The 15,636-nt window shown below is 60.7% G+C and carries 15 protein-coding genes; 7 read left to right on the top strand and 8 right to left on the bottom strand.

The features are described from left to right. Window positions 1-4: 4 nt before the first annotated feature. A complete protein-coding gene (locus CRI93_RS10320) occupies window positions 5-985 on the bottom strand; it encodes a helix-turn-helix transcriptional regulator (RefSeq protein WP_098062560.1) in 981 nt (326 codons plus the stop codon). Window positions 986-1,234: 249 nt separating this feature from the next. On the opposite strand from CRI93_RS10320, the gene CRI93_RS10315 reads away from it, so the two are divergent. The 5 genes from CRI93_RS10315 to CRI93_RS10295 all read left to right on the top strand — a co-directional run bounded on the left by CRI93_RS10315 (window position 1,235) and on the right by CRI93_RS10295 (window position 6,856). Continuing rightward, window positions 1,235-2,761 carry an aldehyde dehydrogenase family protein gene (locus tag CRI93_RS10315; protein ID WP_098062559.1) on the top strand — a complete coding sequence of 509 codons (1,527 nt, stop codon included), beginning with the start codon at window positions 1,235-1,237 and terminating at the stop codon, window positions 2,759-2,761. A 113-nt stretch (window positions 2,762-2,874) separates the two neighbouring features. Continuing rightward, window positions 2,875-3,258: a DUF779 domain-containing protein gene (locus tag CRI93_RS10310; RefSeq protein WP_098062558.1), complete on the top strand. Its 384-nt coding sequence runs from the start codon at window positions 2,875-2,877 to the stop codon at window positions 3,256-3,258. Window positions 3,259-3,382: 124 nt separating this feature from the next. Beyond that, window positions 3,383-5,071, top strand: coding sequence for an arginine--tRNA ligase (gene argS, locus CRI93_RS10305; protein WP_098062557.1), 1,689 nt, complete (start codon window positions 3,383-3,385; stop codon window positions 5,069-5,071). Between the two features lie 593 nt (window positions 5,072-5,664). Continuing rightward, on the top strand, window positions 5,665-6,006 hold the full coding sequence (locus tag CRI93_RS10300) for a hypothetical protein (RefSeq protein ID WP_098062556.1): 342 nt from the start codon (window positions 5,665-5,667) through the stop codon (window positions 6,004-6,006). Between the two features lie 250 nt (window positions 6,007-6,256). Continuing rightward, on the top strand, window positions 6,257-6,856 hold the full coding sequence (locus tag CRI93_RS10295; RefSeq protein ID WP_098062555.1) for a hypothetical protein: 600 nt from the start codon (window positions 6,257-6,259) through the stop codon (window positions 6,854-6,856). A 34-nt stretch (window positions 6,857-6,890) separates the two neighbouring features. On the opposite strand, the gene CRI93_RS10290 is transcribed toward CRI93_RS10295, so the two are convergent. The 5 genes from CRI93_RS10290 to CRI93_RS10270 all read right to left on the bottom strand — a co-directional run bounded on the left by CRI93_RS10290 (window position 6,891) and on the right by CRI93_RS10270 (window position 12,683). Continuing rightward, a complete protein-coding gene (locus tag CRI93_RS10290; RefSeq protein WP_098062554.1) occupies window positions 6,891-7,394 on the bottom strand; it encodes a hypothetical protein in 504 nt (167 codons plus the stop codon). A 211-nt stretch (window positions 7,395-7,605) separates the two neighbouring features. Then, entirely contained in the window at window positions 7,606-8,268 is a 663-nt protein-coding gene (locus tag CRI93_RS10285; protein ID WP_098062553.1) for a CBS domain-containing protein, read from the bottom strand. A gap of 137 nt (window positions 8,269-8,405) precedes the next feature. Next, window positions 8,406-9,773 carry a GTPase HflX gene (gene hflX / locus CRI93_RS10280; RefSeq protein ID WP_098062552.1) on the bottom strand — a complete coding sequence of 456 codons (1,368 nt, stop codon included), beginning with the start codon at window positions 9,771-9,773 and terminating at the stop codon, window positions 8,406-8,408. A 150-nt stretch (window positions 9,774-9,923) separates the two neighbouring features. Next, on the bottom strand, window positions 9,924-10,442 hold the full coding sequence (locus CRI93_RS10275; RefSeq protein ID WP_098062551.1) for a hypothetical protein: 519 nt from the start codon (window positions 10,440-10,442) through the stop codon (window positions 9,924-9,926). Between the two features lie 114 nt (window positions 10,443-10,556). Continuing rightward, on the bottom strand, window positions 10,557-12,683 hold the full coding sequence (locus CRI93_RS10270) for a vWA domain-containing protein (RefSeq protein WP_176521821.1): 2,127 nt from the start codon (window positions 12,681-12,683) through the stop codon (window positions 10,557-10,559). A gap of 355 nt (window positions 12,684-13,038) precedes the next feature. Here CRI93_RS10270 and moaC point away from each other — a divergent pair, with 355 nt between their 5' ends. Together moaC and CRI93_RS10260 are read left to right on the top strand one after the other, a co-directional pair. Further along, window positions 13,039-13,527 (top strand): cyclic pyranopterin monophosphate synthase MoaC, encoded by a 489-nt coding sequence (moaC, locus tag CRI93_RS10265; RefSeq protein WP_098062549.1) that lies wholly within the window; start codon window positions 13,039-13,041, stop codon window positions 13,525-13,527. Between the two features lie 50 nt (window positions 13,528-13,577). Further along, complete coding sequence (locus tag CRI93_RS10260; protein WP_098062548.1) at window positions 13,578-14,153, top strand: hypothetical protein; 576 nt, start codon at window positions 13,578-13,580, stop codon at window positions 14,151-14,153. A 35-nt stretch (window positions 14,154-14,188) separates the two neighbouring features. Here CRI93_RS10260 and CRI93_RS10255 read toward each other — a convergent pair whose 3' ends face one another. Both CRI93_RS10255 and CRI93_RS10250 read right to left on the bottom strand, forming a co-directional pair. Further along, entirely contained in the window at window positions 14,189-15,100 is a 912-nt protein-coding gene (locus tag CRI93_RS10255) for a hypothetical protein (RefSeq protein WP_098062547.1), read from the bottom strand. Window positions 15,101-15,115: 15 nt separating this feature from the next. Then, window positions 15,116-15,619: a hypothetical protein gene (locus tag CRI93_RS10250; RefSeq protein WP_098062546.1), complete on the bottom strand. Its 504-nt coding sequence runs from the start codon at window positions 15,617-15,619 to the stop codon at window positions 15,116-15,118. Between the last annotated feature and the right edge of the window lie 17 nt (window positions 15,620-15,636).

The following is a 15,636-nucleotide window of genomic DNA, read 5'->3' as shown; positions in this document are numbered from 1 at the left end:
GCCGCTACGCGTCCGGCGCATGGCGCTGCTGATACGTGCCGGGCGTGCAGCCCTCCGCATCCCGAAAGGTGTGGATGAAATGACTGACATCCGAAAAGCCCAATTCGTACGCGACAGACGTTACCGACTGCTCAGGGGCGCGTAGCAGGGTTTTGGCGTGGCGGATGCGGCAGGTGGTGATGAACTGAAGCGGCGTGCAGCCCATCTCATTCCGAAAATACCGGTAGAGGCTGGAGGTGCTCATGCACGCGGCGTTGGCGACCTCGTCGATGGTGATGCGGCGGTGCAAATGCTGCTTGATGTACTCGATAGCTGCCGCCAGTCCGTTGGCATCTGCTGCCTCCTCGCTGTGCACCAGGAGCAGCGTGCGCGCCTCCGTTCGAAGCAGCCGCACCACCAGTTCGGTGATGCCCAAATCAATGAGCGTGTCTTTGTACGGACGGTCTTCGGTGAACACACGCACCAGGCGTCGCGCCGTCTCGTCCACATCGGGCAGGTGGCGGTAGTGCTGTGGACGCAGGTCGTCGTACGTCCATGCCCCCGACTCGGGCGTTCGTGGCATGTGCTCGTTCATGCGGTCGACCACCTGCTGAATGCGGTCGCGGTCGATCTCGACCGTAAGGCAGGTCGTGGGCGCATCGGGCGCCGCCTCCGGAAAGTCGATGTACACCGGCTGTCCCGACGGCACAATGAGCGTTTCGTGCGGCATAAAGTCAAAGGGCGCATCCGCAATCATCGTGGGGGCGTCGTCTGCCTCCTCATGCGGCAGCGCCGTTTCGTTAGATTCAACGTGCATCACCTTTTTGCCGCGAATCATGCCGCAGATGAGTGGATGCGAGCGCTGAAGCCGTACATGCGTAGCTTCGTTGTACGTGTCGTAGATGGACAGCTCAGCATCGGGTCCGCCGAAGGTCGTTCGATTCTCGATGAGGTCGGTGGGCGGATGCGCCGCACGGATGGCCTCGAATGGGTCCATATCAGCCATAACATCCTAAAGAAGAACGCACATACAGCGGATTGATAGAAATATACAACAGATTGGGAAAATTTAACAAGTGAATTGTCGTTGCGAAGGCGATGTTAAGAACGCTTCGTCTGCTCCTATCGCTGCACTTCGTGTCACGTTTAGTTGGAAGCGGTTCCAAACTTTGGAAGCGGTTCCGGGTACGTGTTAACTGAGGACGAAGCAGAGCTTGCCCGTTGTTTTCCACCTTCATCGATCCACACCGTTGCTATGGAAGCTGTACAAGAGAAAAAAGCCTACGATCGGCCTACGTTTAAGGATACCTATCACAACTTCATTGGTGGCGAGTTTGTCGAGCCCGAGGGCGGGGAGTATTTCGACAACGTATCGCCTGTTGACGGCAAGCCCTTCTGCCGCGTAGCGCGCTCGCGCAAAGCCGATGTTGAGAAGGCACTCGACGCGGCGCACGAGGCTGCCAAAACGTGGAATCACACGTCTGCGCAAGAGCGCAGCAACATCCTGCTGAAAATTGCGGATGTGATGGAGGAAAACCTGGAGCTTCTTGCCCGGGTCGAGACGGTCGACAACGGCAAACCGATCCGCGAGACGCTCAATGCGGACCTGCCACTGGCGATTGATCACTTCCGCTACTTTGCGGGGGCCATTCGCGCCGAAGAGGGCACCGTGTCGGAGCTTGACCAAGACACCGTGAGCATGCAGGTGCGCGAGCCGCTGGGCGTGGTAGGGCAGATCATCCCGTGGAACTTCCCGCTGCTCATGGCCGCCTGGAAGCTGGGTCCGGCCCTGGCCGCAGGCAACACCGTCGTGCTGAAGCCGGCGGAGCAGACGCCCGTCGGCATCATGTTCTGGGCCGAACTCGTGCAAGACATTCTGCCTCCGGGGGTCGTCAACATCGTGCAGGGATTTGGCGTCGAAACCGGCAAGCCGCTGGCGCAGTCGCCACGCATCGACAAGATTGCGTTTACGGGTGAAACCACCACCGGGCGTCTTATCATGCAGTACGCCTCGGAAAACATCATTCCGATGACGATGGAGCTCGGCGGCAAGAGCCCGAACGTCTTCTTCGAGAGCGTGATGGACGCCGACGACGCGTTCTTCGACAAGTGCCTCGAAGGCGCCGCGCTCTTTGCGCTGAATCAGGGCGAGGTGTGCACCTGCCCCAGCCGCATCCTGGTGCAAGAGTCCATTGCCGATGCGTTTGTGGAGCGCGTGATTGATCGCGTCGAGAACATCAAGATGGGCGATCCGCTGCATCCCGACACCATGGTCGGCGCACAGGCCTCCAGCGATCAGTACGAGAAGATCCTGAACTACCTGCAGATCGGCAAGGACGAGGGCGCGGAAGTCCTCACCGGCGGCGATGCCTACCGCATGGGCGGCGACGGCATGCCCAGCGAGGGCTACTACATCCAGCCCACGATCTTCAAGGGCCACAACAAGATGCGCGTCTTCCAGGAAGAGATCTTCGGTCCGGTCACGTCGCTGACCACCTTCAAGGATCAGGCCGAGGCGATTGAGATCTCGAACGACACGCTCTACGGACTCGGTGCGGGCGTGTGGACGCGCGATGCGCATGAGCTCTACGAGGTGCCACGTGCTATCAAAGCCGGACGCGTGTGGGTGAACAGCTATCACACGTATCCCGCCCACGCAGCCTTTGGCGGCTACAAGAAGTCGGGCTTCGGGCGCGAAACGCACAAGATGGCGCTCGACCACTACCGCCAGACGAAGAACATGCTCATCTCGTACGACAAGAATGCGATGGGCTTTTTCTAACCTGCTATAGATTCAACACGTTATCTGTAGTGTACTGGATGCACAGCCGGGTCGTCTTTCGAGGCGGCTCGGCTGCTGCATATACGCTTCCTTTTCCTTGCCGCCTGCCTGCTATGCCGATTCCCCGAGTCACCGTCACCGACGACGCCAAAGCCGTAATCGACGAGCTGCGCGATGAGCACGGGCCGCTCATGTTTCACCAGAGCGGCGGCTGCTGCGACGGCTCGCAGCCGATGTGCTACCCCGCCGATGAGTTCAAAGTGGGCACGAGCGATATCAAGCTCGGCACCATCCACGACTGCCCGTTCTACATTGCGCGCGATCAGTACGAGTACTGGCAGTACATGCAGCTTATCATCGACGTAAAACCCGGGCGCGGGGCCAGCTTCTCCCTCGAAATCCCGCTCGGCGTGCGCTTCCTCACCAAGTCGCGCATGTTCGAGGAGGACGAGCTCAGCGATGTGGTTGAGGTCGAAGACGCCGTTCCAGCGGAGTAACACCGGCTAATTTTTCGGCAAACCTGCCGGGGTGTCTTTCGGGATACGCTTGCGCTGCCTACGTTGGGCGATGCGTGCACCTTCTACGTGTATGCATCGCCCTTTTGTATGACTGCCTGCCGCTATGCGAGACCAACTCCGCCAGCACCTGCGCGCTATCCTCGACACCTACGACGCCGTCCCCGCCGACTTTGAGGTGGAGCTGGAGCGTCCGGCGCAGCCCGAGCACGGCGACTGGGCCACCAACACCGCGATGCGACTGGCCAGTGTGCTCAAGAACAACCCGCGCGCCATTGCTGAAGAACTGGCTGAGACCCTGCGTGCACGCGTCGACCCGAAACGCGTATCCGCTGTGGAGGTGGCCGGCCCCGGTTTCATCAACATTCGGCTGGCGGATACCTATCTGACCGACCAACTGGCATCCGCGCTCAAGGCCGGTTCGTCGTACGGACGCACCACCACCGGAGCTGAGACAAGTGCGATCGTGGAGTACGTCAGTGCGAATCCCACCGGACCCCTTACCGTGGGCCACGGGCGCAATGCGGTGCTTGGGGATACGGTGGCGAACCTGCTCGAATGGACGGGGTGCGACGTCACCCGCGAGTACTACTACAACGACGCCGGGCGGCAGATGCGCGTGCTGGCGCAGTCGGTGCGGGCGCGCTACGAAGCCCTCGTGGCGGATGTGGAGATGAAGACGCTCACCCACGACGATGGCAGCACCGTAGAGGTGCCCGTCTCGTTTCCGGATGACGGCTATCAGGGCGCGTACATTATTGACATTGCCCAGGAGCTGGCCGACGAGCACGGCGCCGCGCTCCTGACGACCGACTCGCTGCGTCCGTTTCAGGACAAGGCCGAAGAGGTCATCTTTGCCGAGATCGAGGGCACGCTGGCGCGCCTCGGCATCGAAATGGATGACTACTTCAACGAGCGCCGTCTCTACGACGACAACCGTGTCAACGAGACCGTGGAGCGCCTTACGGAGGCGGGCTACACCTACGAAAAAGACGATGCGCTCTGGTTCAAAACCACCGAGTTTGGCAAGGACAAAGACACGGTGCTCATCAAAAAGACGGGCGAGCCGACGTATCGCACGCCTGACATTGCGTACCACGCCGACAAGTTCGAACGCGGCTTCGATGCGATCATCGACGTGCTGGGCGCCGACCATGTGGCCACGTATCCGGATGTCATCAGCGCGCTGGATGTCTTGGGCTACGACACCGACCGTGTGGAAGTGCTGCTCTACCAGTTCGTGACGCTGGTGCGCGGCGGCGAACCCGTTAAGATGAGCACGCGCCGCGCCAACTACGTGACGCTCGACGACCTCATCAACGAGGTCACCGCCGACGTGACGCGCTTCTTCTTCTTGATGCGCAGCGCCTCCACGCATCTCGACTTCGACCTGGACCTGGCCACCGAGGCCAGCGACAAGAATCCGGTCTTCTACCTGCAGTACGCCCACGCCCGCATCTGCTCGATCTACGGCAAGGCCGCCGAGGTCGGACTGGATGCGACGGACGATGCCGACTTGACCCTGCTCACGCACGACGACGAGACGGCGCTGATCAAGGAGCTGCTGCGCTTCCCAGAAGTGATTGACCGCGCCGCCGCGCAGCGCGCCCCGCACCACGTAGCCACGTATCTGCGCGAGGTGGCCACGGCGTTCTCGCAGTTCTATGGCTCCTGCCACATCATCGGCGAAGACAAAGCCCTCGGCGCGGCCCGTCTCAAGCTGGCCGACGCCACGCGCACGGTGCTGCGCAACGGCCTCACCGTGCTCGGTATTGACGCGCCAGAGTCCATGTAGGCGCAACGCTCCCACACAAACGGAAACGCGAAGACCGCCGAGTGATGGCTTTGGGCCATGGCTCGGCGTTTTGGTAGCGGTTCAATGCTACGTGGTGGAAGAAATGAGCCTGTAGCCGGAGACGGGAAGAGCCTCCGGTGCGGACGTCTCCGGCGGGAGGCGAACGGAGGAACTTGTCCCAACCACTGTCGGGACCGTTCGCCTCAGGAAAGGGCGTCCAGTCCCTGGCCCTCTCAAGCTCCGCTTCCTGCTTCGTTACAACAAAACCTTGCAAGTCTTCGGTGAGACTACTGTACGAGTGCATTTGGACACACCCCATCTACTTTGGTTCACTTCTACGTTGCCTGTACGAGGCAGAAGCTCGTGTGCTTTGGGACATACTGGCTGCTCTTGAATCAGAATTGGACGAACCGTTTCAACCGGATTACGCTAACAAGTTGTCGGAGGCTCGCTCCAATATCCGTGATACAGAAAGCTGATTTGGTGTTTTCCTGACAATGCTTCTCGGGCCACACAAGATTGAATGGCGGCGGGAGTACTTTTATGAGTTGCTCCAGTCATTTCTGCACTGATAGAAATCAAGCTCTCCTTGTATGGCGTTACAAGACTTGACATCGGACGAGCAAAAGATTGTGCTGGATTGTCTAAACGCCTCTGTTGAGGGGCCCTTCTTTCCAGACTGGGAATTCAGCACGCTCTTTGGGCTATCACAGGAGGAGGTTCGTGGCGTAATTCAAAGATGGCCTGTGGACGACACCTCCGATGAGACTGCGGCTCTGGCAATAAACAACGCGATGAACAACCTACTTGGCTACCCGCATCAAGAAAACGAGGCTTGGCGTCGGTATATCTCCGCGCCTCAAGAAGAGGTGTATACCATTTTAAAAAAATGGAGAGGGCATGATGTCAATCAGTACTTCGATGACATGAGGTGACTGACCTGAGTTGCCATCTTATGCGAACGAACGAGACGTTAACATGATACATTTCCGAGTCATGCGTACACTATTGTCGAGGGACATCAAGCTTGAGGGTGATATTCTTGGGGACGCTCAAACCACGAGGTCTATGGTGCAAGACTTCCTGGGAGATTGGGATGTTGACTTTGTAGTTGCATGCCCATAAGTGTAACATTTTTACCTTCATAGGGTACACGAGTGTCTTGTTTCTCAACTACCTCATGTAATGGGCCGCGTTTACGATGTGTACCGATATGATGCAGAAGTGGCTGTTGACCTGCTCTCGCTTCGTAAGCGCGTGCAGGACATTGACCGGCCTGCATTCTATGAACCGGTGCAGTACTACTACGATCCTCCGTCGGAGCCTCCGCCACGTACGATTAGTTTCGTCTCTGCTCGTAACAATGCCGACTTGGCCATGCTGGTCGGACCTACCTGCAAAGCATTTGTAAAAGACAGTCTGTGGGAGTGGCATGAAACCCACACATCCGGCAATCCCTGCGTATGGGCTACACGCGGGGCCCGCCGCGTGGGGTGGCACACTTACGTCCCTGTCATGGCAGGTGCAGGCGAGTTTCCGCTACGCTACAACATGCCGTCAGATATAGCAGCGATCCGCACCACATTAGCGAAGCTGACTGTGGCAGATCTTCAAGCCAATGTGGAGCAGTGCATCAACCAACAACAGGTGCGTACTGAAGAACGAGAGGGGTTCGACCGCAAACGGTTGTCAGAAACAATTGCGCCGCGCTTCTTGCAGACTATTCGCTCGTTTTATCAGCAGGCGCAAGACCAAAACGAAATCGTGGTCTGTGTGCTCCGTTGATGGCATGCACTGTTTACATCCTCCACGACACCTGCTACAACACATCATCAATTTCGCGGCTCGCCCAGGCCGACAGGCTGAGCGCTTGCTGGGCGACCGTGTGTAGCTCGTCGACAAACACATCGGCGGGGGCTTCAGCCAGCGCGTCGGCCAAGTTCGACACGGCGCGGGCCTCTTCCACCAGCGCCTCGGATACGCGCGGGTAGAGGCTCAAGAGCGCCTGGTGGATGTCGTGGGCCCACTGCCCCATGCGGTACACCAGCATGCGCTCGTCGAAGTGGCGCACCACCGCGGCCATGGGGACGTCGTCGGACGCTGCGGGCACGGCGCTGCGGAGCAGGTAGAGCGCGGTGTTGGTGAGTGGCGTACAGGCGTCGCGAATGCGGGTCTGGGCACGTGCCACTGGTTCTTGCGCGCTGGGATCCTGCCCGGCCCGGCGCTCAGCCACCGCGTTCCGCACATCGGAGGCAGTGGAGAGCGTGGCCAACAGCGTGAGCGATTCAAGAACGGCAGCAGGCGAGGGCGTGGCATCGGACACAGGCAGGCGGGGCTGTTGGATGAAGAGCAACGAGAACCGGACGGGGGGCCGTGCTGTAGCGAATGCTGCACGTAGCGCCCTATGGTGTAGGCAGACATAGACGCGGCACGGGCGCCAAACTACGCACGAACGGTGGGCAAGCGTTCGGGCCTTGGCGCACGTGCCGCAATGGACAGTTCAAAAGGCAAGGGGGGCCTCGTTGTGTGTTCGATTACACGTCGAGGTAGTGCATAAAGGCTTCGATGCGGTCGAGTAGCTCGTCATCCTCATCGCCAAACGACGCCACCACGTCATAGCCGTTGTGCTGCAGCACATGGCGCAGGCGTGTCGTATCCACCACATTCAACTTCAGCGTGACACGCAATTTACTTGCATCGGTCTGCGATGGCGTCTCGGAGGCCACAGCCAGCACTTTGGCATCATTCTGCTCGATGAGATGCACCAGCTTCGCAAGCGCATAGTCGCGCGGATCCACTTCGAGCGCCAAAATGGCACCAGGCGCCTGCGTGGACAGCATCTGGGCGAAGGTGTCGAAAATGTCGTGGCGGCGGATGAGCCCTATGTACTGCCGCTCGCCATCAACGACGGGCACGGTGCTGAGTCCGTGGCGCACCATCGTGCGGGCTGCGTCGAACACGTGGTCAGACGGATACACCGCGATGGGCTGACGCGCCACCAGCGCCTCAATCGTGGCCTCGTGCGTGTCGGCCGTCATCAGCGCCTCTTCCGACATGATGCCGATAAGCTGTTCGTCAGCATCGATAACCGGAAGGTGACGCACATGATGCTCCATGAGTGCGCCCAGCGCTTCGCCCACTGTATCGGTAGTCTGCAGAGCGGGCGTGTCGGTATGGATGGCGTCGCGAACTTTCATAACGCTCGCTCGGACGAACCGGCGGGTCTGTGAGAGGACGGTGGATGCCTATGTACCGCAAAGCCTATGCCGTTGTGCCGTTTCATGCATCATATTGCAGGCTCGGCACATGCGCGCCCATAGCCTGTGTGGTTGCACTACGCCGCCGACGCATCAGCGCGTGCCACAGCCGGCTCCGCGTTTGATTCGTCGCGCTCGGTATGGCCAAAGTCAAGCGCTTCAATACGCTCGGTCAGGCGCTGATCGTACTTCTCAGACGACCGGTACTGGATGCGCGCTATTGCCTGCGGGGCAGCGCCGTCTTCCTCATCGGTGTAGGTATACTCTTCGGTGAGCACATCGGCGTCGCGGTGGATCTGCGCAATGAGAGCGGGCTCAGTCACCGGAAGCACAGCGGTGCGCTCCACGTAGTCGGCCCGGATACGTGCAAGCAGTTCTTCTTTGAGCGATTCGACGCCAATGCCCCGCAGTGCCGACACAAACTCAGCATCGGGATAGTCGCGGCGCAACGCACGAAGCAGATGCGTATCGTCGAGCGCATCCACCTTGTTGAAGACCAGCAATCGTGGGATATCCTGTGCATCGAGCTCGTCGAGTGTTTCATCGACCACGCGCATATGATCTTCGAAGCGCGGATGCGTCACATCAATGACATGCAGCAGCAGGTCGCTGGTGCGCACCTCGTCGAGCGTGCTCTTAAAGCTTTCGATGAGCCGGTGCGGCAGCTTGCGGATGAAGCCGACCGTATCCGACAGTAGCACCTCTTCGGTGCCGCCGAGCGTAATGTTGCGCGTGGTGGCGTCGAGCGTGGCAAAGAGCTGGTCCTCGGCCAAGACAGACTCATCGGCCATCGCGTTCATGAGGGTCGACTTACCCGCGTTGGTGTAGCCTACGAGCGACACCTGGGTGTAGCCGTGCCGAGCCTTGCGCTGTGTGGTACGCTGCTGGTCGATCTTTTCCAGCTTCTCGCGCAGCGTAGCAATGCGCTTGTCGATAAGGCGGCGGTCGGTTTCGATCTGCGTTTCACCGGGCCCCTTCGTGCCAATGCCGCCTTTCTGACGAGAAAGGTGCGTCCACCGCCGAGTGAGGCGTGTGCGCAAGTACTGCAGCTGCGCCAGTTCGACCTGCGTCTTGGCCGCTGCGGTCTGGGCCCGCCCCGCAAAGATGTCGAGGATCAGCCCTGAACGGTCGAGCAGCTTCGCATCCATCTTGCGCTCGATGTTACGTACCTGCACCGGAGCCAGGTCGTCATCGAAGATCACCAGGTCGGCATTGTGCTGTTTGACCAGCCGCTTAACCTCTTTTACCTTGCCGGATCCAATAAACGTAGCGGGGTCGATGCGTGTGCGCGACTGTGTGACGCGCTCTACGACGTGGGCACCGGCGGTACGAGCGAGCTGCTCCAGTTCGTTGAGGTTATCGCGCACCGCCCAGCGCGAAGTGTCGGGCGTAATGACGCCTACGATGATGGCGGTTTCAGTCGTATCGGGAGACGTTGCAATCAAAGAGGCAACAGGACGTTAGTACAAAGCGTGCGAGTACAAGCCCAGGCTGTTGAGCTTGTATGTGGAGGTTGTACGAATGGATGAGAGGGGTGTTGCACATGCTGTTGCGAGGCTGCTTTGCGGGGACTGCGCCTCGCTCTTCCGCTGTGTTTATTGCGCAGAAGAGGGGGTACGGTAGGCCCTTTGCACAGCCATAGCAAAACGTGCATCCAGCTTACGTTGCACGATTCGTGTTAAGGCATCGCGCTGCGCCGCTGGTACGTGCACATCTACGCGAGCTGGGGGAGCTTGGGGCCCGTTTCGATAGAAGAAAATGAAGTGTCCGCTATCATCTGTATCCCGCGACACGCTGTAATCCACAACGCGCCCCCACGGCACGGCACATTCCATGCACCGCACATCAGGGACGATCCCATATTCGGTAATGACGGTGGGCTGGATACTCCACAGGGCCACAAACCAGAGCCCACCGACCACAGGATAACCAAGCGCAGGAATCGAATGCACAGGATATGCCATAGCCCACGCCGCTGTCAGTCCAAAGGCAACAGCCCCCAAAAAGAGAAGAGGCGATAGCGGCACGCCCCCCCAGGGTCCTTCACGCACAACCAGTAGCGGGCGGCGGATGCGCAGGCGGCACACGGCAGCAGAAACGGTCGCAACAGTCATGAACAGCGCGACAACGATGATACCAGTATAATGTGCAGTGGCAACCACAGGAACAACAGGTATCAGACGGGAGGGACGGGGCCGGTTGCAGAGCCCCCATGCGACGCTGCGTTTTCACGCCGACGGCGTAGCCGTTTCGGGTGTCCAGAGCCGTGCAACGACCATTTCAGCAACCAAGCAGACCAACGCCAGCATCAGAAAGACGTTCCAGAGTGCTCCCCCTGCTTGCTGCTGTTCAAGCGCCTGAGCTACGGCACCGGGACGCGCTTCAACCGACAGGGCTTGCACGCGGGGAATGCCGATCGATTCGTAATGTGCTACCGCCTCATCCGCTGCAGCGGGTGTTAGCTGCGTCAGTGATGCATCATGATTCACAGCCATATGCAGCACCGGCTCCCCGTCGGCTTGCAGCGTATACACGCCAGGCACCGACAGGGCGGGGACGGTGATGCTTGCGCCTCCCGGACGCGGTGCGGCTTCAATACGAAACGGTGCGGCGGAGTCGGGTCCCTGCAGCACAAGATCCGCGTCGGGCGCCAGGCCCTGCACGGTGCGCGTGCCGGGTTGCCCTGTGGGCACAGACGGCCCCTCTACCGATTCGCCCGCTGTTGCGTAGAAGATGGATCGGTACAGCAGCGGCACAAACAGGCCCCGCGTGGGCAGTTCGCTCCAATCGAGGGTAGGCGCTACGGCTGCGGCCAGCGCGCGGCCCTGTCCGAGGGGCCATTCGTACAGAAACGGCGCTCCTGTAGAGAGCTCGATAAGCGTTTGGCCGCCCCCGCGTGGTCGCCAATCGAGAGCAGCCCAGATGGCGGGGCGCTCCAGCGAGGGTTCGCTGGCTTGGCCGCGGGCATCGAACATGCTGTCGAACAGGGGATGGTCGAACGCGGCGCGCTCCAGCGTAGCTACCGAGACATCTGCGCCGGGCGCGCCGCTTATGCCGCGCACCTGCCCGCCGCCCCACGCCTCAAACAATGCAGTATAGCTGTCAATGTCGGCGGTTGGATGCGGAAAGAGCAGCACACCGCCACCGCTCTGCACATACTGCTGAAGGCGCGTTCGCTCGCCCGAGGCGATGCGCTCGGGGCCCACAAGCAGGACCGCATCGTATGCGCTCAGTTCGGTCTGGGCCAGCGCGGCACGCTCTACCACGGTGGTGTTAAACGCTACGGCCTCGCCCGTGACCGCTTGCGACAGCGCCAGTTCTACGAAGCGCGTAGACTGGCCGGGGCCGCGCACAACGAGCACCTCGCGCGTGTCCGGCACAAAGAACGTGACGTGGCGCACGTCGTCGGGCGCAAAGGCGTCGCCCTCCAACTCAACGCGTGCATTCACCCAGCCGCGCGTGGCGGGCATTGCGGTAAAAGAGGCCTCCGTCGGATCGTTGGGGGTGGGGGATACAGCGGTTTGCGCGACGCGCTCATCGTCGAAATAGAGCGAGGCCACAACCTCCTCGGGCGGCGGGCCCGTCTGGGCGATGGTGGCCTCAATGCGCACGGGCTGCCCCGCCTCCACAATGGGACTGGCCACGCGCACGTTGGTGATGCCGGTGTTGGAGCGCGGCTGGGTATCTACCGGGAGCAACGCCAGCGCCACCTCATTGGGCCAGGCGGTGCGTAGCGAATCGCCCAGGCGCGTGCGCTGGAAGTCCGACGTCACGTACACCACCTTGCGAGGCTGGCCCGACCCGGCTACGGCCTGTGCGGCATCGAGGGCGCGGGTGGCCAATGACGGCGTGCCGCCACGGTGCGCTACGGCATCGAGATCGGCGCGGGCCGCCTCGCGGGTGCGCACGAGCGCTTCGGGTGAGTCGGGCGCTGGCACGGTGGGCCAGATGCCGGCCTGGTCGCCGGGGCGCAGTGTTTCCAGCACGCCCTGCGCACGCTGCACGGCCTGGTCGAGGTACGGACCGCTCGGGCCGTCTTGCTGCATGGAGGGGCTGTTGTCGACTACGATGCCCAGCGCCGAGCGCGCATCGGGGCCGAAGAGCGTGCCGGTGCCATCTCCCCAGTGTGGACGCGCAAACGCCATCACGAGGAGCGCCACCGCCAGCATCCGCAGCGCCAGGAGTAGCCAGCGCTTTACCTTGATCTTCTGCACAGCGGCCTTCTCAATCGTCTTCACGAAGGCCAGCGAGCTAAAGTCGACCTGCGTGGGCTGCCGCACGTTGAGCAGGTGCAGCATCAGCGGGACGCCAACGGCGGCCAAGGCCACAAGAAGCAGTGGGTTCAGAAACGTCACAGACGCAGGGTAGGCTACCGAGGAAAACGCGAACGTAGAAGTAGAATAGGGGATGCGCATGAACCGAACCGCCGAAGATGCAGTTCCTCTGCAGCGTGGTCGTGCCGCTTCAACGAGCACCTGTCGAACTGCGTCGGGATGCTGGTGCTGCGCCAGCCTGTACCTCCGAAAACGCAATAGAGCGCGGTGCACCGCCCCGTGTGGATGCGATATCGCCTCGGAAATTATTCGAAGCTGTTGCATCCTCCCAAAACACATGCGATCGCTTCGCCGTACCGTGTGCCGTATGACTTGCTGTGTAGCCATCGCTTTAGGCTACCAGCTCCACTGCCTGCCCTCCCGGTATCCTGTTCCCATGACCGACTCGCCTCCGCTCACACGCGCTGACTTACAAGGTGGTATTCGTATGGCCGACGTTTCGGATCAACCTGATTCTGTTCGCACTGCTGTCGCCAAAGGCACGGTTGTTATTGGCCCTGAGGCGTTTGAACGCGTGCAAAGTGGTACGATTCGTAAGGGCGATGTGCTGAGCGTGGCACAGATTGCCGGTATTATGGGATCAAAACAAACGAGCAAGCTGCTCCCCTTCTGCCGCGACGTGCAGCTTGACGGAGTGGAGGTCGAGTTCTCGTTGGATGCAGAGCGCCACGCGATCGAAATTCGGGCGTTCACAAAATCGAACGGACTGACCGGTGTGGAGATGGAAGCCATGACGGCGGTGTCGATTGCTGCACTTACGGTGTACGACATGTGCAAATCCGTGACGAAAGAGATCCGCGTTAACGACGTACACCTGCTCGCTAAAACCGGAGGCCAGAGCGGAAACTGGAAATCTGACGAGTAGCATCCGCTCTGTGTCTCTCTGTTGCATTTGCCCGTTGCACCCGTCTGTTTATGTCTGATTTGCCTGTAGATTCGGGGACCCGCGTGGCCCAGCTTAGCACGTTTGCCGCGCTGGGGGCGCTCTCGTGCACGCAAGACACTACCCACACGGTGCTGAGCGACATCGGCTCCATTGAGGGCACAGAGCCCGATCTGGTGGCCGAGGAGACGCTTTGCCTGCTGGCCACGGTTACGGCCCGCGCGATGGCGGTGGGCCTGCGTGATCATCCCGAACAGGCCGAGGCGCTGGAAGCGGTGCTCTTGCAGCTTCCATTTCAGTACCGCGACTACCTGATTGGCCGCACCATGGTTGAACAGGAGGATCCGGAGCTGGCAGCCACGGGCGAAGCGGTACGCGAGCGTCTGTCGAAAAAGCAGCGCTTCTACGAAACGCATTTCCCCGAAGGCCAATTTCCGGGTCCGCGCGCCTTGGGCGATAAGCTGGAGCTGTGGATGGGCCGCGTGAGTCCGCCGGGCCTGCCCACCACGCCGCAGGAGCGCCTGCAAGAGCTTCCCATTCAGGCTCCCATCGTAGCGCATGCCAAACTCATGCTGGCGTACGCGCGTCAAGGCGAGGTGCCGGGGTGACGGGGCTACGCCTTGTGATCGTTGATCGATCACGCTCACGCCTGTGTGCGCGACGAGCGGGTTGGGCCTGATTTATCTGACTCTGAGGAGTGAGGGTCCGGGGCCGACAGCGGCTCTTCGTCCTCGTCGAGCCAGTCCATCTCGTCCATCTCGTCCATGTCATCGAGATATGAATCGGGGTCGCTGAACACGTTTTCGATCTCGCGGACGTGCTCCTGCGCTTCTTCGACTTCTTGGAAGAGCGCATCGAGTTGGTGCGTAATCTCGTCGGGGTTTTGCAGCGTGTATGACTGCTCGTGGATGTACTTCGCCACGTCTTCCACCGTCTGCAGTTGGGCCTCGATCACGTCCAGGTTCTCGTGGGCCTTCTCGAAGCGCGCCAGCCGCCGCTTCAGCACTTTCAGGCGACGCTCCTTGACGGTGCGCACCCGGTCCGACATGTCGTCGAGGCGGTCTTCGAGTGAGGAAATCGACTTCTGGATGCTGTTTTCGGTGGCGCTGTCGATCGCTTCGCGGTGCCGGTTGCGCTGATGCAAGAGATCGAGATATGAGTCAAGAATATTATCGAGCTTGCGAATCGTGCGCTGCACCAGCTGCTGCGAGGCGCTGTTCAGGCTGGCATAGTTCGATTCGATTTCGGTGCAGAGCGTGCGCAGCCGAGCGTAACGCCGCTGCTGGCGCCGCGTGAGGGCTTTGTACTTCTCTTCTTTTGTAGGTGGCTTTAGGCGTTCGGCCCGGTGGTCGGCCCGCACCACACGCTGAAACCGCTCGTTTCGCGGCACCGTGCCCAGCACCACAAGCTCCGAGGCCAGCACAAACCCAATGAGCAGCCAGACCGGCAGCCCCGTGGCAATGCCCAGCCCAACAGCTACGCTGAGCCCCACCGTAAGAAAGATGAGGTTCCACGGGTGCAGGAAGGCAGCTTGCGTGTAGTTGGGTTCATCCATAGCAGGAGGGTACAATCAAGAGCGAGGCACACGGCCAATGGTTTTCTCGGGGAGCCCATCGTCGGGCGGCGCGCTCTCAGATGAGTCGTTGGTAGAAGAGCTGGAATCTCTCGGTGCATCGGGAGCATCGGTGTCCAACTGGGTGCGCAGATCATCGACCAGGCGCTCGGCGCGGTGCATGCGCAAAGTAGCTTCATCGTCGGAGACGTCGTCATCGCCGGGCCCATCGCTTTCGCGGGGGTCGCTGTTCCGTGCATCAGTGTCTGCAGATGCACCGGTCAGTGTGTCGCGCAGCGCATCGAGGCGCGCTTCAAGGCGTGCGGTGTCCCATTGCAATGCGTCGAGGGCCGAGCGGTGGTCGTTAAACAGCGCCTGGATGCGCTCCGTCATGCGGGCTACGGTGCCACGCCCAGCCTCTTTCTGTTCACGCAGCGCGTTCTGCAACCGGCGCAGGGTCCGCTTCGCCCGCAGGTGCTGCTTCTCGGCATCTTTGATGCGGTTGAACTCATCGTCGGTCATAGCATCACCAGCATTTC

Source organism: Longimonas halophila (assembly GCF_002554705.1).
GTDB lineage: Bacteria > Bacteroidota > Rhodothermia > Rhodothermales > Salinibacteraceae > Longimonas > Longimonas halophila.
The sequence above is the reverse complement of the archived record's forward strand: the minus strand, read 5'-3'. Positions and strand labels throughout refer to the sequence as shown.

What these genes read in the sequence shown, in the direction of transcription:
- CRI93_RS10295 (WP_098062555.1), top strand. Translation starts at nt 6,257, where the DNA reads ATGGGCCGCGTTTACGATGTGTACCGATATGATGCAGAAGTGGCTGTT.
- CRI93_RS10285 (WP_098062553.1), bottom strand. Translation starts at nt 8,268, where the DNA reads ATGAAAGTTCGCGACGCCATCCATACCGACACGCCCGCTCTGCAGACT.
- CRI93_RS10310 (WP_098062558.1), top strand. Translation starts at nt 2,875, where the DNA reads ATGCCGATTCCCCGAGTCACCGTCACCGACGACGCCAAAGCCGTAATC.
- CRI93_RS10255 (WP_098062547.1), bottom strand. Translation starts at nt 15,100, where the DNA reads ATGGATGAACCCAACTACACGCAAGCTGCCTTCCTGCACCCGTGGAAC.
- CRI93_RS10260 (WP_098062548.1), top strand. Translation starts at nt 13,578, where the DNA reads ATGTCTGATTTGCCTGTAGATTCGGGGACCCGCGTGGCCCAGCTTAGC.
- CRI93_RS10250 (WP_098062546.1), bottom strand. Translation starts at nt 15,619, where the DNA reads ATGACCGACGATGAGTTCAACCGCATCAAAGATGCCGAGAAGCAGCAC.
- CRI93_RS10300 (WP_098062556.1), top strand. Translation starts at nt 5,665, where the DNA reads ATGGCGTTACAAGACTTGACATCGGACGAGCAAAAGATTGTGCTGGAT.
- moaC (WP_098062549.1), top strand. Translation starts at nt 13,039, where the DNA reads ATGACCGACTCGCCTCCGCTCACACGCGCTGACTTACAAGGTGGTATT.
- argS (WP_098062557.1), top strand. Translation starts at nt 3,383, where the DNA reads ATGCGAGACCAACTCCGCCAGCACCTGCGCGCTATCCTCGACACCTAC.
- CRI93_RS10275 (WP_098062551.1), bottom strand. Translation starts at nt 10,442, where the DNA reads ATGACTGTTGCGACCGTTTCTGCTGCCGTGTGCCGCCTGCGCATCCGC.
- CRI93_RS10320 (WP_098062560.1), bottom strand. Translation starts at nt 985, where the DNA reads ATGGCTGATATGGACCCATTCGAGGCCATCCGTGCGGCGCATCCGCCC.
- CRI93_RS10315 (WP_098062559.1), top strand. Translation starts at nt 1,235, where the DNA reads ATGGAAGCTGTACAAGAGAAAAAAGCCTACGATCGGCCTACGTTTAAG.